Origin of the sequence: Vibrio frigidus (genome assembly GCF_042465995.1) — a bacterium.
GTDB lineage: Bacteria > Pseudomonadota > Gammaproteobacteria > Enterobacterales > Vibrionaceae > Vibrio.
In genome coordinates this window covers 340187-363096 of record NZ_JBCDMC010000001.1, presented here as the reverse complement: position 1 = coordinate 363096, position 22910 = coordinate 340187, and the positions used below count along the sequence as shown (strand labels likewise).

General features: G+C 40.9%; 22 protein-coding genes. 9 read left to right on the top strand and 13 right to left on the bottom strand.

Annotation, left to right across the window (positions count from 1 at the left end):
- Window positions 1-96: 96 nt before the first annotated feature.
- The gene (locus AACW90_RS01600) at window positions 97-717 is read right to left on the bottom strand and encodes a hypothetical protein (protein WP_390229826.1); all 621 of its coding nucleotides are present in this window, start codon (window positions 715-717) and stop codon (window positions 97-99) included.
- A gap of 119 nt (window positions 718-836) precedes the next feature.
- On the opposite strand from AACW90_RS01600, the gene AACW90_RS01595 reads away from it, so the two are divergent.
- The 3 genes from AACW90_RS01595 to AACW90_RS01585 all read left to right on the top strand — a co-directional run bounded on the left by AACW90_RS01595 (window position 837) and on the right by AACW90_RS01585 (window position 2210).
- Window positions 837-1172 carry an ArsR/SmtB family transcription factor gene (locus tag AACW90_RS01595; RefSeq protein ID WP_390229823.1) on the top strand — a complete coding sequence of 112 codons (336 nt, stop codon included), beginning with the start codon at window positions 837-839 and terminating at the stop codon, window positions 1170-1172.
- Window positions 1172-1639 carry an SRPBCC family protein gene (locus AACW90_RS01590; protein ID WP_390229820.1) on the top strand — a complete coding sequence of 156 codons (468 nt, stop codon included), beginning with the start codon at window positions 1172-1174 and terminating at the stop codon, window positions 1637-1639. Before AACW90_RS01595 ends, AACW90_RS01590 begins: the two co-directional genes overlap by 1 nt.
- A gap of 145 nt (window positions 1640-1784) precedes the next feature.
- A complete protein-coding gene (locus AACW90_RS01585; RefSeq protein WP_390229818.1) occupies window positions 1785-2210 on the top strand; it encodes an SRPBCC family protein in 426 nt (141 codons plus the stop codon).
- 105 nt (window positions 2211-2315) lie between these two features.
- Here the strand turns inward: AACW90_RS01585 and AACW90_RS01580 are convergent, their stop codons facing one another.
- The 6 genes from AACW90_RS01580 to AACW90_RS01555 form a co-directional block, all read right to left on the bottom strand.
- On the bottom strand, window positions 2316-2729 hold the full coding sequence (locus tag AACW90_RS01580) for a GFA family protein (protein ID WP_390229816.1): 414 nt from the start codon (window positions 2727-2729) through the stop codon (window positions 2316-2318).
- A 109-nt stretch (window positions 2730-2838) separates the two neighbouring features.
- Window positions 2839-3552 (bottom strand): HAD family hydrolase, encoded by a 714-nt coding sequence (locus AACW90_RS01575; protein WP_390229813.1) that lies wholly within the window; start codon window positions 3550-3552, stop codon window positions 2839-2841.
- A 292-nt stretch (window positions 3553-3844) separates the two neighbouring features.
- On the bottom strand, window positions 3845-4462 hold the full coding sequence (locus tag AACW90_RS01570; protein ID WP_390229810.1) for an LPP20 family lipoprotein: 618 nt from the start codon (window positions 4460-4462) through the stop codon (window positions 3845-3847).
- Window positions 4463-4507: 45 nt separating this feature from the next.
- On the bottom strand, window positions 4508-5959 hold the full coding sequence (locus AACW90_RS01565; protein ID WP_390229807.1) for a hypothetical protein: 1452 nt from the start codon (window positions 5957-5959) through the stop codon (window positions 4508-4510).
- A 12-nt stretch (window positions 5960-5971) separates the two neighbouring features.
- On the bottom strand, window positions 5972-7381 hold the full coding sequence (locus AACW90_RS01560; protein ID WP_390229804.1) for a hypothetical protein: 1410 nt from the start codon (window positions 7379-7381) through the stop codon (window positions 5972-5974).
- Between the two features lie 62 nt (window positions 7382-7443).
- On the bottom strand, window positions 7444-9801 hold the full coding sequence (locus AACW90_RS01555) for a CHAT domain-containing protein (protein WP_390229801.1): 2358 nt from the start codon (window positions 9799-9801) through the stop codon (window positions 7444-7446).
- Window positions 9802-10542: 741 nt separating this feature from the next.
- On the opposite strand from AACW90_RS01555, the gene AACW90_RS01550 reads away from it, so the two are divergent.
- Window positions 10543-10680, top strand: coding sequence for a DDE-type integrase/transposase/recombinase (locus AACW90_RS01550; RefSeq protein WP_390229798.1), 138 nt, complete (start codon window positions 10543-10545; stop codon window positions 10678-10680).
- A gap of 54 nt (window positions 10681-10734) precedes the next feature.
- Here AACW90_RS01550 and AACW90_RS01545 read toward each other — a convergent pair whose 3' ends face one another.
- The 4 genes from AACW90_RS01545 to AACW90_RS01530 form a co-directional block, all read right to left on the bottom strand.
- A complete protein-coding gene (locus AACW90_RS01545) occupies window positions 10735-11844 on the bottom strand; it encodes an HD-GYP domain-containing protein (RefSeq protein ID WP_390229795.1) in 1110 nt (369 codons plus the stop codon).
- Window positions 11845-11990: 146 nt separating this feature from the next.
- Window positions 11991-12908, bottom strand: a complete 918-nt coding sequence (gene cscK / locus AACW90_RS01540; RefSeq protein ID WP_390229792.1) for a fructokinase — start codon at window positions 12906-12908, stop codon at window positions 11991-11993.
- A gap of 23 nt (window positions 12909-12931) precedes the next feature.
- Complete coding sequence (locus AACW90_RS01535) at window positions 12932-14542, bottom strand: glycoside hydrolase family 32 protein (RefSeq protein WP_390229789.1); 1611 nt, start codon at window positions 14540-14542, stop codon at window positions 12932-12934.
- Between the two features lie 109 nt (window positions 14543-14651).
- Entirely contained in the window at window positions 14652-15641 is a 990-nt protein-coding gene (locus AACW90_RS01530) for a LacI family DNA-binding transcriptional regulator (protein ID WP_390229786.1), read from the bottom strand.
- Window positions 15642-15877: 236 nt separating this feature from the next.
- Here AACW90_RS01530 and AACW90_RS01525 point away from each other — a divergent pair, with 236 nt between their 5' ends.
- Window positions 15878-17323, top strand: coding sequence for a sucrose-specific PTS transporter subunit IIBC (locus AACW90_RS01525; protein ID WP_390229783.1), 1446 nt, complete (start codon window positions 15878-15880; stop codon window positions 17321-17323).
- Window positions 17324-17408: 85 nt separating this feature from the next.
- Here the strand turns inward: AACW90_RS01525 and AACW90_RS01520 are convergent, their stop codons facing one another.
- Together AACW90_RS01520 and AACW90_RS01515 are read right to left on the bottom strand one after the other, a co-directional pair.
- The gene (locus tag AACW90_RS01520) at window positions 17409-18161 is read right to left on the bottom strand and encodes a DeoR/GlpR family DNA-binding transcription regulator (protein WP_390229780.1); all 753 of its coding nucleotides are present in this window, start codon (window positions 18159-18161) and stop codon (window positions 17409-17411) included.
- 15 nt (window positions 18162-18176) lie between these two features.
- Complete coding sequence (locus tag AACW90_RS01515; protein WP_390229777.1) at window positions 18177-18881, bottom strand: glycerophosphodiester phosphodiesterase family protein; 705 nt, start codon at window positions 18879-18881, stop codon at window positions 18177-18179.
- Between the two features lie 285 nt (window positions 18882-19166).
- Between AACW90_RS01515 and AACW90_RS01510 the strand changes: the two genes are divergently transcribed.
- The 4 genes from AACW90_RS01510 (at window position 19167) to AACW90_RS01495 (ending at window position 22854) form a co-directional block, all read left to right on the top strand.
- Window positions 19167-20183: a C4-dicarboxylate TRAP transporter substrate-binding protein gene (locus AACW90_RS01510; protein WP_390229774.1), complete on the top strand. Its 1017-nt coding sequence runs from the start codon at window positions 19167-19169 to the stop codon at window positions 20181-20183.
- An 88-nt stretch (window positions 20184-20271) separates the two neighbouring features.
- Window positions 20272-20748, top strand: coding sequence for a TRAP transporter small permease (locus tag AACW90_RS01505; RefSeq protein ID WP_390229772.1), 477 nt, complete (start codon window positions 20272-20274; stop codon window positions 20746-20748).
- Window positions 20749-20757: 9 nt separating this feature from the next.
- Window positions 20758-22041, top strand: a complete 1284-nt coding sequence (locus tag AACW90_RS01500) for a TRAP transporter large permease (protein ID WP_390229769.1) — start codon at window positions 20758-20760, stop codon at window positions 22039-22041.
- Between the two features lie 18 nt (window positions 22042-22059).
- The gene (locus AACW90_RS01495) at window positions 22060-22854 is read left to right on the top strand and encodes an HAD family hydrolase (protein WP_390229766.1); all 795 of its coding nucleotides are present in this window, start codon (window positions 22060-22062) and stop codon (window positions 22852-22854) included.
- The last annotated feature ends 56 nt before the right edge of the window (window positions 22855-22910 follow it).

Sequence of the window (22910 nt, the reverse complement as noted above, 5' to 3'; positions counted from 1 at the left end):
ACAGTAAACATGGGCTAACACACGATATTATTAGTTCTTATCGACGCTTTATTGACAATATAGAGCGTCGATACAATCCAATAATTGAACCTATTTCTATTGACTGGTGGTCATCATTAAAAAACCACAGAAAGCGGCATTGTTCGGTTTAAGGGACCCATCGACAAGCGCTCTCATTTCAATAATTTGTGAGCGATATTTTAGATAGAAATCATAGCTAGGAGTAGGTTTGTATTCTAAGTCTTTCAGTTCAAAATACTTTATTACGCCTTTCGCCGTCGTCGGTTTTACAAAAACTTCATCAAGTGGCGCATAGTAGTTAGGAATAATCGTCATCAGTGACCATTTGGCTAACCGAGCAGGCCTTAACAAATCGCCCATAATGTTAAAACCATATTCTTGGTCGCCGTGCAGCATATCTTTCAGCGCGTATGCATAACTCTCTCTTTCATCATGTGTCATTCCCTTTACCCAATCTCGCAATTTAGGTTTTTCGAACAAGGAAACCATCGAAGATCGACTGATCACCTTGATCATGTTTTCAGCAACCAGTTGCGGCTTGCTGAAGGATTCCGCAGAAAACAAACTCTGACACTGCTCTATCATCTGAGGCACTCGATGTTTCTTAGCAATTTTGGCCATTTCAGGATCAGAAAAGCCTTGAGGGAACTGCAACAAAAAATCACGCTCTGCAGCCTTCAATCTAAGTTTATTCATGGGAAACCTCTAGACACATTATTGAAATTGAGAGTGTTTGATTTAGTACGATATACCAGCGTCATGCACAAGAAAATAAAAATTTGATCAAAATACATTCAACAACTATAGTACACCATATGGTTAACTATAATGAACAACAACTCTCCCAGGTTTTTTCCGCGTTATCTGACCCAACGCGCCGTGAGATGTTAATACGACTAGGTCAAGACGAGATGTCTATTGCAGATTTATCTATGCCCTTCAACATAACAAAATCGGCCATTACTAAGCATGTCAAAGTGTTAGAAAACGCAGGATTATTAAAACGAACCATTGATGGTCGAGTGCACCACTGCCGCTTCGACCCAGAGCCGTTAAAGCAGGCTTCTGACTGGATGACATTTTACCAGAAGTTTTGGGATAACAAGTTTAATGCACTGGATGTATTTTTGGCGAAGGAAGAGCAATCATAATGAGCGCACTGACGTTTAATGAGACCCTTGAACTTGAACACGTATTCAACGCTCCAATAGAACGCGTATTTGCCGCATGGACAAATGCCGAAATGCTCGCGCAATGGTTTGGACCTGAACACTTCTCGGTTGTGAAAGTTGAAGCAAATTGTCAAAAAAATGGTCGCTATGACATCACTATTGAGTCACCAGATAAAAATCTAATAAGGCACTACGGTGAGTACCTTGAAGTCCATAAACCAACCACACTAATCTTTACATGGGAGATTGAGAACCAATCCTGCCAAGGCAGTGTTGGACACAAAGCGACCACCATCGTTGAGTTAAACTTCATCCCTCAGGGACAAACAACGTTATTACAACTTAAACATGAGAAATTACCTGACGACGTTGCACTTAATGGGCATCGATTTGGCTGGATGAGTAGTTTCGACAGTCTCAGTACGCTCTTAGAGCAACAACGTTAAATTCATTCCACCTATAAAAAAGTCGCAATGAATTTGTTTCGAGTGTTAGATATTTAGACATACACTCGAAATGAGCAATTCGCTCATTTATTACAGAAAAATAGTACACCTAATGGTTAACTATTTTTCCTACTAGGAGATACACATGCATAGCATACTTCACAAAATAGTCATCGAAGCATCACCTAATCAACTATTTCGAGCGTTAACGACCACAGAAGGATTATCGAACTGGTGGACGAAAACAGAACAACAAGGTGATGAACTCACCTTTTCATTTGGCCCTAATGGAGAACATCAAGTCGTGATGACGTTACTCTCATCGATCACGGATAAAGAGGTGAGATGGCAATGTACTGGTGGGCCATGGGTTGAAACCGGTGAATTTGTTTTTTCAATCTCTGAAGATGATCGCGGATCATGCCTTAGATTCGCTCACCACGGTTGGGAACAACCCGATGATTTCTACCAACACTGCAACGCTAAATGGGGTTTCTTTCTGGTTATCAGTCTAAAACAATACTTAGAAACCAAAACCGGACAACCGCACCCACATGATCCGAGTATATGATTCCTTAGTGACAACCATTTTGTTACCAAACATCGGTTGAAAAAGCTTTTCTCAACCGATATTTGGTCATGGAGACTTAGTTTATTCACTAACGCTTGTAGAAACTCAGCGGTTTCGCCCTTCTTCAAACCTTGGAAGCTGATCGGATATTTCACACCAGTTAGCAGCATATTTGGTGTAGATATGAGCGTCAGGTTTATGGGGTATATCCGTGTCCAATGCGCCTAAAGCAAACTCAACAAATTCGCCAGCATCATTCGAAGGAATAAAGCGCAAGCTAGATCCACACGTCGAGCAAAACTGTCTTCTCGTACCATTATAAGCTTCATATGTCTTAAGCAGTTTTTCTCCTGAGAGCCATTTAAAATGCTCACTACGTGCTTCTCCATAGGTTGCATAGGCCGCACCATGAAATTTACGGCACATACTGCAGTGACAATGACCCATCTTTTTTTGAATTTCATCAACTTCAAACGTGATAGATCCGCACAAGCATTGACCTTTATATGACGTGTTCATATTCACTTCCTTGTCATTGTAACCATCAATAATGAGTGGTTTTAAGCAGATGAAGAAACACAATTATAGAATATTTTACTCTCTGCATTTTCAAAATTTCGACTGTATTTTACTCGCTGTACTTTAGAATTATCGTCTGTAATTCAGACACATTCGTTGCAACGTGATCCGGTTTTACTCGCCACTCATCTGGGTTCGCGCCACTATAGCCAGCGGCAACAGAAATAACTTTCAAACCATTCCCTAGCTCAGCTTCGATATTTTTTGCAAACTCAGCGTCGGCTTCATGATCACCAATATACATGACCCATTTGTTTACAACGTCATCAAACAATTTCGCAAGGCATTTTACTCCACTACTTGGATGTGGCTTCTGTGACTCATTATCTACGTCGTCGTAACCAATAATCGCTCGAAATGAATGATCAAGTTCGTTGTCTCTTAAAACACGCCAGATATTTTGCTGCGAGTTTTGCGAACAGATACCATGAGGAATGTGAGAAAACTGTCGAATAGTACGATCAATTCCATCAAATAAGTGTACGGTTGTTTGGTTGCTATTTTGGTGCTCGGCCCAAAGTGACCCTGCTTTTAACATTTCACTTTCTGTCAGCCCATAATATTTACAATATAACTCCTGCCAGTTTTTAGCGGCATGATTCGCTATGTGATAAGCCGTCTCACTCAGTAAATATTTAGGTAGATTGTTTCCCGTCAAGTGAGGGGCGACAATCGATAATATGGACTTAGTTATGTCGATGTTCTTAGGAACAGAGTTTACTAATGTGCCATCGTAGTCCCACAGGATTGCGGCTAATTTCATATGGATTCATTCCCCACCTTCTTGTTAGTCATCATTAAGCCATGATAGCCGCCATTATTTTGTTAAGGATATTTCGTTATTAATTTCTTACAGAGCATAGGGATATATCTCGTTTTGTATGACCCTGATTATTGGGGTCATAACTCAACATGACCAACGTATTGGCACTATCTTCGAATACGAAAAGGGCATACATCTGAATAATTGAAGTGTATGTCCCTTTTATCTATTGATCTATTCAGTCGCTGTATTTTTATTTCATGTTACGAACCAAACGATATAACAGGTGTAATTATTGCCTAGCCCTTAGCTCTGCGATCTCTTTACTCATTTCTTCATGCGATTTTTCTGCCTGGAATTTTTGCCATGCTGCTTCGTCATTTGCCATACTTGTGCGAACTGCATTTTGAGCTTTAGCGACCAAGTTTTTCTCATCGATAGCAACCCAAACATAGACCTCACCTTCTGGTCCAACGACACGACGAATAATTCTAGACCCCATTAACGACTCATCCGTTATGGATTTTGAAGTACTAGATGCAGCGGCGTCGATACTAGTCTGATCTGAAACACCAGTGGTGCCAAGATAGCTTTTAACCATGTTGCTTACTTGAGTCCTTACATTTTGTGCAAGTTCAACCCGTGCCGCTAATGCTGCTTGCTGAACCATGAAGTTCATACCGGAACTAGATTTCGGAGAAGACCCACGCCCAGTGACTACAAAGTTATCAATATTTCCAGTGCAAAAAAACTCAGGTGCTTCTGTTTTTCCATCATCAAAAGTACACCAGCTCTTTTCAACCACTTGGTTGGATTGATCAGAAGCGGCCTGTCGCTCATCTGACGTACTACTACATGCACTTACAAAACCAGCCGCAAACAATACTATCGCCAACTTATTAAATTTCATCTTATCCACCTTGCCTCATATTGTTATAAAAACAATTTTCCATTATTAGTTACTTTCAGTTGTAAATAACAAAACCGCTTCAGACTTACTGCTGCCTGTTTTTTTTACTTTTTTAATCCCTCGAGTTTGTTTCAATCCTTCTTCTATATCATCCGATATCACATAATAACCGCTCTCGAAAGAGTACTTATAAGATGGGAGATAACCCAATAAGTCATGAGTAGATGCCACCAGTTGTAGGCTCTCTATACCAAATGGTCTCTCAACAACAAACTCACCAAGTGATATCCATTTATTCACTTCATCAGCGTTAACATAGGTAATAAATCGGCGGTCTCCTGGAGCGTCATTTAGGTCAACAAGATAAGACTGCTCTAGCTTGGCCTTTTTGGTGTAACCGACTATGTAGAAATAACCGGGTTGGTTGACTTTTGTAAGCAACTCTATTTTTTCCCACTCTTTAAACAGCAGTCCTCGTATCCCTTTATTTGTTGCCAAAGCAGCTTTAAAGTCACTCGACACTGCATAACCGCTATGAAGTAACTGATCAAAATCTGGAGCTAAAGGCGTCGTCCTAAAGTCTACATAGCTTTCGGGTAATAAGTTAACGACAAATGATTTTAGTGTCTTTCCATCTTTGTCAGAAAGGTCATAGCTGACTTTAATCCCCGAATTGCTTTCAATATAATTTCCAGTCAACAAAAAAGCCGCACGTTCTTTTGTCTTTACCGTTTTAAGAAGAGACTTAACTTCCTCATTGAGAGCTGACGAGAAAGGCGTTATCTCTCTAGAGTTCATGAGTGTTATTGGTTTTATGTATATATTTTTCTCATCGATTTGTTGATTAAGAAGTCGCGCTGCAACATTTAATGACCGAACGGCGCTTTGTTGCTCTGTTATCTTGCTGATTACCTGTTGTGTTGTAATGTTTGGCTTATCAATATTAATGTTCCTGTCGGCTAATAAACTAGCAACGACCACAAGTTTTTCATACTGCCGTAATGTCGAAAGCAACGAATATAAAATGTCCAATTTTGCAGATTGTTCCATTGCAACAATAATGCTGTAGTTGTCATTGATGTCATCTACCAATCTCTTTATTTCTCTTTTGTATAATGGATTAGAAGAGTTTGTATCCAAAACTGCGGTGCAAAAATGCTCATTTCTTTTCTTCATACACTTGTATCTGACACCAAACATTGGAATATTAGTCGTGACTGTCGCTTCAAAGCTAAATTTGTTAATTCCTGTGGTGTCTTGATATGTTGAAGACTTACTTTCAACATTGACGTAAATGTTACTCGCCAATGTCGCCAAAGCAGACTTTTGGGCTTTTTTGAGATCACTGCCATAACCATCCCCTTCTAAAGTTCTGGCACCCAGACATTGAGAGGTTATCGCACTTAAAAAAACCAGCCATAATGTTAAATATTTTCTGCTCATATCGTATGTACTTAAACTTCCTTGAAATAAAATTAGTCGACCATTCTCAAACACGTATTGCTAACGCTAGTCCGTAATAATCATTGGGATAACATTCTTAAACATAGGCATAGTTTCACCTATGGTCGCGCCAATGTATGTTGGGTCAGCGATGAAAAATTTTCGACCATTTACCCTCACATGATCTGCACCGATATCAGTTTCAGATTCGTCTAAGCCTACTGCAACAGCAAGGTGGCCCGGGTATTTGAGACCGACAGTGTCAATACCAACTACTTGTTCGACTAGGTATGAAAATAGGAATGATCGGTCTTCACAATCAGCAGCCTTTAGCATCAGTGTGTGCATTGGTGTAGAATAGTATTCTTCACCCCATTGATCGTTATCGAGTTCATATTCAAATCCATATTGAATAAGACTAAGTAACATTTTAACCTGAGTAGTTACGGGGTAGTTATTTAATTTATTTTTTAAGCTATCTATTAAAGTCAAATAATAATCATCTTTTAATGACACCCGAAAGTACCAAATAAAGTCCAAAGATGGGTGGTTTCGATAATAATCTTCTAGCTGGGGGTATATAAGGTAGCTCACATCTAAACCAGTATGAGAATCACTCAACGTTCTTTTTTCAGGAATAAGTCCTTTAATCGGTTGTTTATCAGAAAATGAGAAATCGAAACGCTTTTGACTTGGTTGGCTAGCGATGTATGTATATATTGGATTGTTAGGTAACTCGCCGATAAAAATATAGTAGTTAACATCATCGATTTTGATTGACGACTTACCGTAAATTTTTTGTTGACTTGGTAACAGCAAATAAAGGTTTATATCATCATATGCCAACCGCGCGTCGAATCCGAGTTCAATTAACATCCCCCAAAGCATAAACCGACTACCGTTGCTATCATAGTTGTTCACTTCAAGTGCATATTCGTTAAGCAATGAAATTAACGCCCAATCCGATAAATCACTTAATTCAGCGCTTTCAAATATAGTTTTGACCAACGTTTCTAAATCAGGATATAAGCTCTCCCACGCACTGGTAATATTTGTTTTTCCGACACTCAACGGTAAATATCTAGGGTTGAATTCAGGTAATCTGAACTGCCTTGTCAAATAGTTAATTTCAATCTGATTCAATTTTGGCGGTTGAAGCTTAGGCATGTCCATGGGCACCGTAATATCAGGCTCATTCTTTTTAGGCATATCTATAAGAGGTTCAGATTTTAACGGTGCAACAGGAGCGGTATCTAATTTTGGCTCACTATAAAGGTTTTTAGGCTGAATTAACTTAAAGCTCTCCCACTCTGATTTCAAAGCTTGTCTGAATGCCGCTCGTTCATCACTTTTATAGGACTGAAAACTTTCGTTATTCTTTTTCTTCCATGAAAGGAATTCTTCGGTAGCGATTATATTGCAACTAAAGAAAACTGCTCCCAAGATAGAGCAAATTCTAATCCATTGAATCTTCATTGTTAAAATACCCCTTAGCGCTCACCATTCCAAAATTAAGAGATCTTCACTGTATACACTTTTTACTTAGACGCGCCAGTTAACTGAAAGGCAGCCCAACGAGATGGGTGACGATATTTTTTACGGGTCTTCAATTGAGCTAACTGTAACGCATCAACTTTGTCATTATTCTTTAGATAACCATAAAATGATTGCATGAAATACGCGGTAGGCTCATCTTCAACTGGCCAGAGGCTAGCGAGAATAGAGTCTGCACCTGCATAGAGGAACCCACGGTTTAGTCCAACAACATCGTCACCATTAACGACATCCCCAAGCCCGGTGTCACAAGCAGACAGCGTTACAAGATCTGCGTTAATCCTAATCCCATAGATTTCAGCAACGGTCAGTCGACCATCATTCTGTTGATCCGGGGAGAGAAGCAGACTGGATTCGAGCGGATTATTAGGATCGAACACCCCGTGGCTAGCAAAATGAAACATACTGTAATCTCCAGCATTGTTTTTCAACGCTGTTTCTGTCGCCTCATCTTTTACTCTGATGTCAACGTCTGACCAAAGTGCGGCAATAGCCTTCGCTTCTTTTTCTGCGCCAGGTAGGTTAGCTTCTGGGTTGTTTAGCTCAGGATTTCCTAGAATCATCATTTTCTTGTTACCTTGAACTTCATTTCCTACATAATTCATCGCAGAAGCACTCGGCATTAGACGAATTTGAGATTTATCCACCATAAAAGTACGCCCATCGTAAAGTGAAGAGAAAGGCAGGTAATGAAGTGGACCATGGGGAACAATTACTAAGCTTTTGTTTTTAACCCTACTGCCGAATGGGCGAATAAGTTGAGCATAGAGAACCTTCGAGGGTTTTTTCCATTCGTTACGTGTTTTCATCAATGCATTACGATAAGTACGAATATTTTCAGAAAGATTTTTTCCATTGAGTGGGTAGACACTCAATTTTCCATCTTCTATGACAAACGCCATCAGATTGTCACCAGCCAGATAATATTCCACCAACATTTCATTCTTTTTGAGTAACAAACCTACTTGTTCACTAGATTGTGTATCGACGCTTATCAATGAAGTGAGCTCTGGATATTTATCTCTTAATTTGCTCTTCGGTACACGAATCAACCCTCTTGTCTCATCTTCCGGGACAGGTTCAATACTCATCGGTATCCGTGATTCAACTTGTTGTAATTGCGCTAAATAGTCGTTCGCTTCCTGATCCGCACCTAAGTCTAAGTTCTCGCGCGCGGCGAGCAAATCGATAAGAGCCCTAGCCTTGGAACGCTCAACATAGTCGAATGCTTTTTCATTAGTTCCTACTTCGAGCAAAGTCATTATCATAAGTGCATAGGCCTGTTGCTTACCTTGTGCAAACCCCATTTTCCCCATTTCACTGTGAAAATCGGTACGCTGGGACTCAATCACATCAATCGATTTTTCGAGCATAGCAAGCGCTTGTTCGGTATCCCCCAAGCCTAAATGAGTTCTTCCGTAATCATACCAGTACATCCAGTGTAGGTTGAAGTCTTTAGAAATGGATGTATAGCCTTCGAGTGCTTTGAAGTTTTCTAGTGCATCTTCATAGCGTTCCCCCTCGAGATCTGCTCTTGCGATAAAATACAGTCTGATATCAAAGGCTAATTTAGCTTTTTGTTCGGCTTGCCTTATTTGATCATCTGCTATGGCATCAATGACTAGGCTTAAACCAAAAGTAGTCACTGCATCAGCTGCTTTTTCAAAATTATCCCAGTCTGACGGTTCATCATCGGGGAGTTCACCAGCAAAATAAGCAGCGCGGTCATATTCCCCCAGAGCAAGGTAGACTTGCGACAACGTCTTACTCGTTTTTTCGCGATACCTTTTCTTTTGTTGGTCTAACCAAGGCATGGATTCCTCAACAAAGGTAAGGGCTTTCTCTTCTTCTACCGTATCTCCTAGCTCGTGAGCCACTACAGCTTTAACGGCATAAAGCTGGATCTCACTTGTTTTGATCAAAGGTCCATATCGGTCATCTTCACGTAAATCCATTTCGTCAAGTAGTGCAAGGCCTCTGTCTATAGTGTCATTTGCATCTTCATAACGACCTAAGCCGTTAAGGGTCAATACCATACTTTCATGGCTGCTAACTACTATAAAATGCGTCGCAGGATCGGGGTCGTTTTTAAATCGGCGAATGACTATTTCTGTGCAATCGTGAAACGTGTTTATTTTTCCTGTGGTCGCATACATTGAACAAAGCATTGAAAGCTCCATTGCGCTCAACTTTTCGAATGCAGATTTTCCTCCCACGCTCTCAATATATTCGGCCTGAGTTCCGTTCTGCATAGCCGTTGCCCCATTATAAGCTGCCATCATACCTGAACAACCAGATAGAAATAGAAGGCTCAAAAGCCATAACGAATTTAAGATACGCATAAAACAGATACCTCATAAAGATAAGAAAGCATCGTATTGTACTTTTTGTCTGCAAAGCATTAATAGAGAATTACCATACAAACTGTGGGTGTACTTTATTAACGACTCAATCCGACGATACAATACGTAACGTTGCTAACTTAATATTTAAGGAACAAAGACATTATTTAATTCCCATCAATAGAAAATAAATAATGCAACTAATTGATTAATTGTTATTAATTTATCGTCTTACGTTGCATCACTTATTGATGGTGATCATGTGTACTATTTGATCATCAACATGAATAATTGTTTTTTGAACTGAGTCTATGAGTCTCTTCTTACGTTACATTTGTTGCAAAGCTATATAAAAAAAGTCGTACTATCCAGAACTTGGCTTCCACCTTGTAATGAAGTTTCATCCTACTTAGCACCTGAAGCTTCATTTAATCTTGTCACCGTGTGCAGTTGCCCCTCTATAAGGCTACGGGTAGTTTTTTTGATACTAGCTATAAGCGATTGCTCACATTAGCTCTGGGGCTCTTCTCCGTTTACGTGAGTTCAATCAGGACAACAAGGATAGGCACGCTATAGAAAAATGCATACCAACTCAGTTATCGTGATATTGAAGGGCTTATGACCGAGCGGGGTATCGATGTTGATCACTCAACCATCAATCGGTGGGTTATTAAGTCGCCCCCTCCCGTACTCGAACACCGGTCTCGTCATAAAAAGAAACCTGTCGCGTCTTTATAGTGAATGGACGAAATCGATATTAACGTTAAAGGTCAGTGGCAATGTTATTACCGAACCGTTGATAAGCCCCGCAACATTATTGATTTTCTCTTATGCAACCGTCGTGATGAAAAAACGGCTCGCGTCTCTTCAATGAGGTGACAGACCATCACAAGATTGCATCTTAATTTAGACCCTTAGACCCAGCAAGTAGTACTAGTTGGTCATGATAGACGCCATTACTTTGTTGAGGATATCTACCCAGTAAGGACAAAACTGGCTGCCGCTTGCGTTATTGATTTCTTGCAGAGCATAGGATATATGTCGTTTTGTATGAACCTGATGGGCGCGAGCGTGTGTCATGGCTTCAAATGCGTCCACTAAGGCTAAAATCTTCCCTCCGTGAGAGATATCAACGTTACTGAGTCCTTGCGGATAACCTTTCCCATCCGCACGCTCATGGTGATCTAAGATAAATTGTCGTGCTTCTGTCCAGTGTGGCATTTCTGAAAGAAAGCTGACGCTGCGCTGTACGTGGCCTCGAAGGCAGGCGACCTCTGAATCAAGTAGCGCAGTTTTTTGTCTGAGTAATGCCAAAGGTAGAATGGACATACCTAAGTCATGCAGATAAACCGCGGCTCTTAATTGTTGTTCATCAACAACTTTTCCTGAGAACTGATTCAACAGCAATGCTAATTTTAGTTGACGACTACTGCGTCCTTCCCAGTTATCTACTCGATCTTCAACAGGTTTCATTATGCTATGAAAAAAAACCAAATCAGGCTCGACTTCACCTGACCAGTCAATTCTTAGATCATCCAATTCCTGAGAAAAAAGCGCAGGTTCAATATTACTGGCAAACGGTGGCTCAATAATATGTAACGATTTGGTCAACAATTCTTCATGGTCACCCATATTATCGGGCTGAACTTTGGCCATCATTTGAGTTGCTGCAATATACATCTTCGCGTCGTACATAACGCTACCTAAATTCGCTATGTCATCAACAAACGATTTTACTTCTTCAATAATACTAAGCAGAAGGTCTGATAGTAAATCATCATACTGCATTTCTCCCTCTCTCATTAATCCAAGAATATCTTCAAGGGCAGATAAGAGAGGAATAAGAGGAGCGAACTTCGCAAGGCCAACATCACCTTTGATGGTATGAACAGAACGGAATAATTTATCTAACAGGTCTCTGTTTTTTGGGTCATGGCTCAACAAAACCAATGTATTGGCACTATCTTCACAAAGAAGATCAACTTCATCGACCACATCGAGTAGAAGTTCATTATCCAAATCTAGCGGGGTAAAGCTCTTCATTGTTGATACTCACAATAATTGTCTTAAATAACTACAACTGGCAAATGTGACTGATATTTTAGTGGCAAATTATCTAGTGCAGCAATTATTGTACCTTAGCACCCTATGATTGATGCTGTGCAACGTCTAACTATCAACATTTAATTTCATATGGTTTTCATTAACTCTTCCTTGGTTGGCAATGCTGTCATTGCCCCTTTTTTGGTGATTGCTAAGGCACCACAACCATTGCCCCATAACACAGCTTCGGCTACTACTTCAGAGTCACTCCAATTGTTACTCTGAGCTAATCGAGCGATCAGTCCACCAATAAAGGCATCTCCTGCCCCAGTGGTGTCCACTGGACTGACTACTCTACCAGAGATCAGTTTCTCAGAGCCATCATGAATAACCAATGCGCCTTTTGCACCCATAGTAATAAGCACCAGTGTGTTATCAAGTTTTTTGAGCTGCTTAACTCCTTGTTCAAGGGTCTTAGCATCTGTCAGGAACAATAGTTCTTCTTCAGAAAACTTGACCACATCGGCTTTCGCCAACGCCTTTAATACCACTGACTTAATTTCTGAAGGATCAGTCCACACTTCATCCCGTAAGTTGGGGTCAAAACTCACGTTACCACCGACAGCTTTAATTCGTTCAATCGCTTCAAACATAGTGCTTCTACTGGGTTCATTTGCAAGAGAAATTGAACATAGATGCAACCACTGATTCGCCTGAAATTTTGGAATATCCTTGGTCTGCAAGAACTGGTCGGCACTCGGCTTAACCATAAAAGTAAAGCTGCGCTCACCGTTATCATCTAGGTCAACAATAACGATAGATGTTCGCTGATCTTCATCTAAAAGCAGGTATTCAATATTAACCTCTTCGTCTTGCAACGTCTGTCTCATAAACCGACCAAGTGGATCATTGCCTACGCGTCCAAAAAAAGCACAGTCACTACCCAATCTTGACGTTGCAACTGCAACATTGGCTGGCGCGCCTCCCGGGCACTTTAGGTACGTTGTTTCACTGTCAGGAATAAGGTCAACGACGGCGTCACCCGAAAGCCAAATTCGATTCATTTCTTGATCCTTTCTCTCTATCATTATTTTATACTCATCTTCGCAGAAGATAGTTGCCAAAACCGGAAAGTCGCGCGCCCTTTTAGCGCTAGTTCAGTTGCTGTTGCAGGCGTAAATATACGGCTACTCATTACTGATTCTCCACCGTTAATAAAGATCTCGATTGATGAATTATCAGCCATTATTTGCAACGTAACAGTATCGCTATTCAGTTTACGCTCTCTTATCGTATCGCCTTCTCTGATCAAAGTATTCGCCCTGTTCAGAAACAACGTTTCACTGCTCTCATCAAGAGAAATTAGGCATTCATTCAGGCTATCTTTGAACAAAGACAACTCGCTACCCCAAGCTAATTCAACCTGTAATTCAAACGACTTGGTTTTTAAATCGAGTGAAGCGTTATTGAGTTCAAATTCCAATAGTGATGAACGTAAAGCTTCAAGTTCTTTAATTGGTTTTTGAATAAGCTTCCCGTTAGCAAGGGTCAACTCACGAAGAGAAGTCAATTGATGGATCCAACCACTATCAACACTTGGTTGATTTATCTCATCAGGTAGACCCATCCACGCAGTGAGCACTCTTCTCCCATCTGGTGTTTCAAGTGTCTGTGGCGCATAGAAATCAAATCCGTGATCTAAATTAGTGAAATCACTCATCGACAACTCACCTTGCTCGGAAATCGATGCCTTGAGGAAACCATTGTGATGAGCAACGGTATGATAATGGCTATCGGACTGAATACCTTGAGGACCAATGACGGCAAGAAGTTGGTCACCAAGTTCAAAAAGGTCAGGGCACTCCCACATGTAACCAAAATCCCCTAGTTCATCACCGTACAGTTTATCGAAATCCCAATGATGCAAATCATACGATTTATAGACAGCTAAGCGACCAACTAAATCCTCGCGTTGAACACCTATTAACATCCACCATTCTTCACCTATTTTAATCACTTTAGGATCGCGGCAATGAGAGGTGACACCTTTCGGTAGACCTGTGATAACAGGGCCCAATTTCTCAAAACTTATTCCGTCAGTGGACACCGCAAGGCATTGCGTAGTGTGTCGCTCTCGTTCCGGTCCAGTACGCACGTTACCCGTGTAAAAGATCATCAGTTCTTGTGGGGTGCTAATGGCGTGCCCAGAAAACACTCCGTGGCTATCAAACCAATCGGAGGGCGTTAACGCGACGGGTTGCTGGTGCCAGTTAAATAAGTCGGTACTGGTTAGATGCGCCCAAAATTTGTCTTTGTGTACACACCCGAAAGGGTACCATTGATAAAAAAGATGGTAGGTTCCTCCATGGTAGATAAAACCGTTTGGGTCATTCAACAAACCCATTGGGGGCGAGATATGCCAATCTGGTCTAAATTCGCACTTTTTCGGATTGCCCAGTTTCGTGATTGCATCGAGCTGCTTCTTTCTAATCTCTGTTCCAATTCGAATAAATTCAGATGGCTCGATTTTATCGCGTATATCGATCTTGACTTGGGACATACTTGAACAATATCGTCCAGTGAGCCCTTCCGATAGCAATTCATCATTATCAATTTCGAGTATTAACCGCCCTTGGGTGCTCAATATACGGTTAACATTCGAAATACCACCACAGTTTTCAATATAAGCATCTAACATGACGTGACCATAATTTATTGGGAACGTTTGCAACAATAGACAAAAAATTGGCCAACCTCAAGAAAACATCTTTCTCATGAGATCAGCGTCACAAAATACTTAGGACACGTTAACAGGATTGACGTTCAACCACTCTAAAACTTAACACTATCTTACTCATAAGCTGTTGTTTACCTTCTATTAAATCAAGAACAACTGTTGCTGCTGTTTCTCCCGCCGCTTCAAAGGCGTAATGAAAAGTAGACAGTGACGGGCTAGAGACCATTCCAAGCTCATCATTGCCAACACCAACAACCTTAATCTCTTTACCAGCGGTTTTTCCACTCTCTGTAATTGCCTTTATCGCTCCGATTGCAATTCTATCCGTAGCGCAAAAAACCCCATCTATTCCTTTGTTTTTTATTAATAAATCCTTCATTTGTTCATACCCGGATTCGATAGAAAACTCGCCTCGACTATGAAAAATTGGCGCCGATATTTCCAATGAAAGCAGAGCTTGCGATAAGCCTTGGTAACGCATTGAATCTACAGCAATATCTTCACTCGATACGCCAATAAATCCAATGTTTTTACATCCAGATTTTACTAATCGTTGACCAGCAGAAAAACCAACTCGCACATCGTCATGTATCACGCTCGGTATATCATAAATGGAGCCATCTTGGCCGACGAGAACAACAGGAACCTGAGACTGACTAATGGCTTTCATTAGCGGCTCACCTAAATGTGTTGCATACAAAATAATGCCTTCAACCCGTTTTTGATTAAAAAGGCGAATATATTCAACCTCTTTGTCATGCTGATGTTGACTGTTCGCTAAAAGAACATGTTTCCCATTCTTATCAAATACATGGCTGAGACCATCAACGCCTTGAGCGGTCGAGTTTGAAGAGAGTGTCGGTACAATAACCCCAATAAGATTGGTTTTTTGAGACTTTAAATCCTTTGCTACTTGGTTTACTAGGTAACCACACTCATCAATCGCTTTCTGCACCATCTCTTTGGTGCTTTGCTTTACGCCATATTCATTATTAATGACTCGAGAAACTGTCGATTTGGACACGCCAGCCAATTTGGCTACATCATGTAATCCAACCATTCTTACCTCAACACCTATCAGAATTGCAATTGTTACCAATTTTCTCAACAAAATTCGGGAATAGATAGTGTGCAAATTGCCTATTTGATGATTTTTCGACCAAAATAATAGATCTAAATCACATTTAAAGAGCATTTCTTTTGACGAAACGCTATAAATCTTTAAATATCATTTCTGCAAACGTTCCCGACTTTTAAAAAACAATTTGAAAGACCAATAATTGGTTGGAGTACATAATGAACTATCCTAAGATTGCAAAAGAACTACTAACCCTGCTTGGCGGCAAAGAAAACATCGAAGCTTTAGCACACTGTGCTACCCGACTTCGTCTAGCGTTGAAAGACGAGTCCATTATAGATGAAGACACCATTGATTCACTTGATGGCGTTAAGGGGCAATTTAAAATTGCGGGTCAGTACCAGATCATTTTCGGTTCTGGAGTCGTGAACCAAGTTCATGCTGAACTGGCAAAACTTACGGGCATGTCAGAGATGTCTACGCGTGAAGTCGCTTCAGCAGGCGCTCAAAAACAGAACATTCTTCAACAAGCAATTAAGGGACTATCCGATATTTTTGTTCCTATTATTCCAGCGATCGTTGCTGGCGGCTTATTAATGGGAATATTTAACCTACTGACTGCAACAGGCTTGTTTATTGAAGGGCAATCGATAATTGATGTCTATCCTGGGTTAGCTGATTTGGCCAATATGATAAACACCTTTGCTAACGCGCCTTTTGTATACCTACCAGTATTATTAGCATTCTCTGCAAGTAGCAAATTTGGCGGCAACCCATTTTTGGGCGCAGCACTTGGCATGTTAATGGTTCATCCAGACCTATTAAACGGCTGGGGATTCGGCGGAGCAAGCGTATCCGGAACCATTCCAGTATGGAACATTCTTGGCTTCGAAATTCAAAAAGTCGGTTATCAAGGTTCTGTTCTACCGGTACTTGTGTCAGCTTTTATTCTGGCTAAGGTTGAAATGGGTCTACGCAAAATTATTCCGTCTGTATTGGATAATTTGTTAACACCAATGTTAGCGATATTTATTACTGGGTTCTTAACCTTTACTATCGTTGGACCATTCACTCGCGATATTGGTTTCTTGTTGGGTGATGGCTTAAATTGGCTTTACGATTCAGCGGGCTTTGTTGGTGGTGCAGTAATGGGCTTAATCTATGCTCCATTTGTTATCACTGGTATGCACCACAGTTTCATTGCTATAGAAACCCAACTATTAGCAGATATTGCCATTACAGGGGGAACGTTTATTTTCCCAATCGCAGCAATGTCTAATATTTCTCAAGGTGCTGCCGCTTTGGCTGTTGGTTTCTCGACAAAAGATATCAAAACAAAAGGGATTGCAATACCATCTGGCATTACGGCTCTACTAGGCATAACAGAACCAGCTATGTTTGGTGTTAATTTAAAACTTCGTTATCCATTTATTGCAGCAATAACTGGTGCGGCAATATCAAGTGCCTTCATCACTCTATTTAATGTTAAAGCTGCGGCGTTAGGAGCGGCCGGTCTACCAGGCATCATCTCTATTCGTCCCGGAGATCTTAGCTATTACATTATTGGTATGATCATCGCTTTCGTTATTTCTTTTGGCTTAACATTAGTTTTAGCTCAGAGAAACAAAGCAAAAAGCCGTGCCATCGTCAAAGCAACCGCGTAAGTTAACCTGAATTTTAAAAGGGCACACATCGTGCTCTTTTGTTCATTTGGTCTAACAAGAATAGTGGCGAAGTTGTCAAAAATAACTAAACGCCAATAGCGACATTCGATGAATAAATCGGAAGATCGGAAGGTAAGCCAGTTTTGTTGGTATAAATACGAGAAAAGGAAGTAAGGTTTGCCACCTTTACCGAAGCAAATCGACCCCATTTGCTTGCATCGGCCAACAACCAACTTTGTCGAGAATTGGCAATAATCGCTTTTGAGATCTCGGCTTCTTGCGGTTCATGTTCCATCGCAGATAGGTTTGGCGTTATTGAGCCACAACCAATGATACCAATGTCGGCTTCAAAATCACCAAAGAACTTTAAAACACTTTGACCAACGACGTCTTGATGATCACAGCGCACCAAACCTCCACATAGATACACTTCAACGTTCGGGTTATTCTCAAAGATTCTGGCCACTTGCAAGTTATTGGTAATCACCCTAAGTGCCTTCAACCCAGTCAAAAACTCAGCCACGTAGGTTACCGACGTACCGATACCCATTATTACCGTTGAGCCTTCAGGGATCTGTCTCGCTACCTCTTGACCAATCGCTATTTTGATATCAGATTCCACTTCTCGACGAAATTGGTAGGTCGTGTTCGTCAAATTTGCTGGCAAACTCAGTCCACCATGTACTCGCCGAGCTAAACCCTGCTCGCACAATGAATTGACATCTCGACGTATTGTTTGTGTGGTAACCGCAAACATAGTTGATAGTTCATCGATCTGAACATCACTGTGTTGTTTGAGATAACCTAGTATTTCCTGCTGTCGAAAGGTCAGTTCCATAGTGGTTCAATCCTGTTAAAAAAGTTCCGGGTTATCCGTGATAATATTCTTTACCTTCATTTGTGCAAACGTAGTCATTTTTTCCGGATCATTGAGTGTCCATATATTGAGGACATACCCTTCGTTTGTGATCGAGCATGCCATATCATTCGTGAGAACTTTTTGGTCCACATGGACACTATAAAGATCCAGTTTCCTCACATTATCCAGATAATCAGTGGATTTTTCTTCAGTAATATAACCCCGACGTATCTCTGGCAATAATGACTGACACAGTGCCAAAGCACTCAAGGAGAAACTAGATAGTAGCAATCTGTCATATGGAAACCCGAAAGACTTAATTATTTCAGCCACTTTTTCAGCCAAAGGTGCCACCTGTTCGCTATGATGAATCTTCAACTCTAGGTTCATATTTAGATCGTTATCTAAACAGGTTTGTAACGCCTCTTCCAATGTCGGAATGGTTTCATTGCTGAATGACTCACCAAACCAACTTCCGGCGTCAAGTTGCTTCAATTCATTGAGTGCCAATGAAGCGAGTTTTCCTGTTCCGTTTGTGCAGCGTTCCAAATTTTCATCATGAAATATCACCGGGATATGATCAGCGGTTAGTTGGGTATCTATTTCTATCCAATGAATACCAACTTCAGCTGCTTTTTTAATTCCAGCGAGTGTATTTTCCGGAGCCAGAGCCGCTGCACCACGATGACCTACAATCATAATTACCTTCTATACTTTCATTTTAAACCACACGACCATAGGCAACGATTCTACAAACACGCGACATAAATTCAAGCTTAAGGCGTGAATAAAACATATTAGCTTTCAATTTGATAACATGGTCACAACATTCATATGAAAATTATAATGTTCATATGAATGTAATAATGAATATTATATGGTACGTAATCTAACAATTAGAAAATAACAAAACGTGAACAAAAGCTCACATACGAGCGCGGTAAAAACAGGAACACTTTACCTAACTACTAGAGGGTTAAGATAATGAAAAAGCTACTACTGGGTACTGTATTAACAGCAGCAACGCTGTTTGGATATAGCGTCATTGGAAGTGAAACCGCAATGGCGGCCTCAGAAAAGCCAGTGAATATCAATATGAGCTTGGTGTTTACCCAAAACGAACTGCTAACGAAAGAGCTGATCAAGGTGACAGATAAAATCCGTACACGTACGGATGGTGGCGTTAATATTAAAGTATTCCCAGGTGGTCAATTACCTGTATACAAAGATAACCTAGAGCAGGTGGTAAATGGTGCCGATTGGATAGCGGTTGAAGATCTAAGCTACCTTGGCGATTTTGTACCTGATTTTGCAGCGCTTGCCGGCCCAATGCTTTACAACTCATATGATGAATATCTTGCTATGATGAAAACCGACTTTGTTGCTGACCTATCAGCTCAGGTTGAGAAAAAAGGCATCAAAATTCTAACCGCAGACTACATGTTCGGCTTCCGTCATATGATCACTAATAAAGAGATCAAATCTTCTGCTGATATGAAAGGCATGCGTATTCGTGTACCAGGAAGTCAGTTGTTCATCAGTACACTCGCCTCTATGGGCGCTTCTCCTGCATCATTACCATTCCCAGAAACCTATGCTGGCGTTCAGCAAGGTGTTGTCGATGGTCTTGAAGGTTCAATCTTAACTATGTACTCAACTAAGATGTATGAAGTGGCAAAAAACATGTCATTTACTAAACACTTCTTAGGTACTGTTGGCCTATACATTTCGCCAAAAGTTTGGGACAAGTTAACGGCTGAACAACAAAAAATTGTGATGGAAGAGCTAGAAGCTGGCGCAATATCGAATACCAACGAATTAGTGAAACTTGATGAAGAGTACATGAACAAACTTCAAGACTTAGGCGTGACATTCAACGAAGTTGATACGGCTGAATTCGGTAAGCTAACCGCTGACGTGTATAACCAGTTCCCATCATGGAGCAAAGGTATTCACGCAACGATTAATGGCGAACTGGAGAAAATCCGCGCTAACAAATAGTTCAATAAACGACTTACAACGCCTTGTTACTAATAAAGCCCAATAAGGCGTTGTAATTAGTTCGTTTAGATAGATTCTTGGAGTACAAATGCGTTTTATAACTAACATTGAAGAAATCTTAGCTTCAGTTGCCATTTCTATTACGGTTTTAATGGTCATCATTAACGTGTTCTTACGTTACGGCTTCGGTTTTGTTGTGCCCTGGAGCGAAGAGCTATCTGTTATCTGTTTTATCTGGGCCGTCTATTTTGGCATCAGTTCTTGTTACAAACACAAATTACACATGGGTGTCGATGTCATAATGACCTTGTTGCCCGACAGCGCGAAACGACCTTTCCGCTTAGTAATAGCCTGTTTCTTATTAATACTGAATGTAATCTTGGCTTATTTAAGTTTTGATTACACCATGCTGTCGACCAAAGTGACACCTGTGATGGGAATGTCTTATTTCACCATTAATGGTGTACTGATTGTCTGCTTTTCTCTAATGGCATTTCATACCCTGAAGTTTATCAAAGATGATTTGAAAAATTCAGATGAAAATTCGTCGACACATACGCACTAGGTGGTTGAAGTGGACATTTATTTACCGATTATCCTCTTGTTTGTATTATTTTTATTGAATGTACCCATCGCGTTTTCATTAATCGCATCATCATTGGTCTACTTTCTTTTTCTTAATACGTCCATTCCAGTTAGCTTAGTGATGCAGCGATTTATATCCTCTGCTTCTTCTTTTCCTTTGTTGGCGATACCTTTTTTTATCATGGTTGGCTCAATCATGAACTACGCCGGGATCAGCCGAAGTTTGCTGTCCTTTGCAGATTCACTTATAGGACATAAAGTGGGTGGGTTAGCGCATGTGAATGTACTACTTAGTACGTTGATGGGCGGCATATCAGGCTCTGCAAATGCCGATGCGGCGATGCAGTCAAAGATATTGGCACCAGAAATGACCAAACGTGGTTATGACCTCCCATTCACCGCAGCAGTAACGGCGGCATCTTCGAGCATTGCACCTGTTATTCCACCAGGTATAAACCTGATTATTTTTGCATTGCTGGCGAACGTGTCTGTCCATTCCATGTTCATCGCCGGCTATGTGCCAGCGGTATTAATGGCCGGATCATTGATCTTTACTATCGCCATTATTTCAAAAAAACGAGGCTATAAACCCTCTCGTTCAGTACCCGCACCTTCAAAGGAGCGCTTTCACTTTTTTGCCAAAGCCGTCCCTGCTCTATTTATCCCTTTTGGCATCATTCTCGGCATGCGTTTTGGTCTATTCACACCAACGGAAGCGGGTGCTATCGCTGTTTTGCTATGCACTATAATAGGCGCATTAATCTACCGAGAATTAAAAATTCGTCATATCCCTATGATTTTGAAAGAGACAATTCAGGGCACAAGTAGTGTCATGTTCATCATTATTGGTGCAATGGTATTTGGTTATTACATGACCCTAGAGCAGATACCACAAAACGTGGCGTCCGCATTGATCCAATTGACGGATAACAAGCTAATACTGTTGCTATTAATTAATGTGCTACTTCTAGTTGTAGGCATGTTTATAGAAGGTGGCGCGGCAATGATTATATTAACGCCGTTGCTTCTACCTGCGGTACTTAATCTTGGTGTTAATCCGGTTCATTTTGGCGTCATTGTTATCGTAAATATCATGATTGGCGGTGTCACACCACCATTCGGTTCCATGATGTTTACAGTATGCTCAATTCTTAAAGTACGGGTGGCCGATTTTGTGCGTGAAGTTGCGCCGCTGTTACTTGCACTTATTACTGTTCTCATGATTCTGACCTACTCAGAAGGTTTGGTCATGTTTTTACCGAATTTGCTATAATTCATTAAGGGAAAGAATATGAAATCGGTAACGAATCAGCTAACCAAGGAATGGAAAACGGTAAGCTGGGTCCTAACAGACGTCGATGATACGTTGACTTGGCAAGGCAAGCTTCCCCCAGAGACTTTAATAGCACTCAACAACTTACAGCAAGCGGGTATAAAAGTTGTTGCCGTAACAGGCGCTTGTGCTGGTTGGTGTGACCACATTGCTCAACTTTGGCCTGTAGACGCAGTACTGGGTGAAAACGGGGCATTTATATTAGAGAAAAAAGACAATTATCTTACTATCAAGGCCGATGTGAAGTTAGATGAGTTAAAACACCTGCAGGATAAATTGAAACGTCAGGTGTTGGAGATTCTAGAGGATTATCCAGATCTCAATTTGACGCTTGATCAATCATACCGCCTATGCGAAGTATCTATCGATATAGGGCAAAACTGTCCTAAAGTTAGCGACGTCATTATCGAGGAGGTCGTTTCCAAAATAACGGCACTGGGTGCTCATGCAACCGCCAGTTCTATCCACATTAACGCGTGGTATGGCGAGCATTCCAAAAAAGTGACCTCGTTACGTTTCCTTCATGAGAAAGGATTATCCGATGCAGATATCCTCTCTCACTGCTGCTACGTTGGCGACTCACTCAATGACCAACATATGTTTGCAACCCTACCCAACAGTGTCGGGGTTGCTAATCTTTCCCATTACTGGGACAAATTGATATCGCCTCCTCCTGTCATGATGACAAAACCAGGAGGCTATGGTTTCGCCGAATTTGCACAACAACTTTTGCAATTAAAAGGGTTTACCTAGAACGACCAGTATTCACTATTCCAACCGACAAACACAACTCATACGGAGGTATCTAT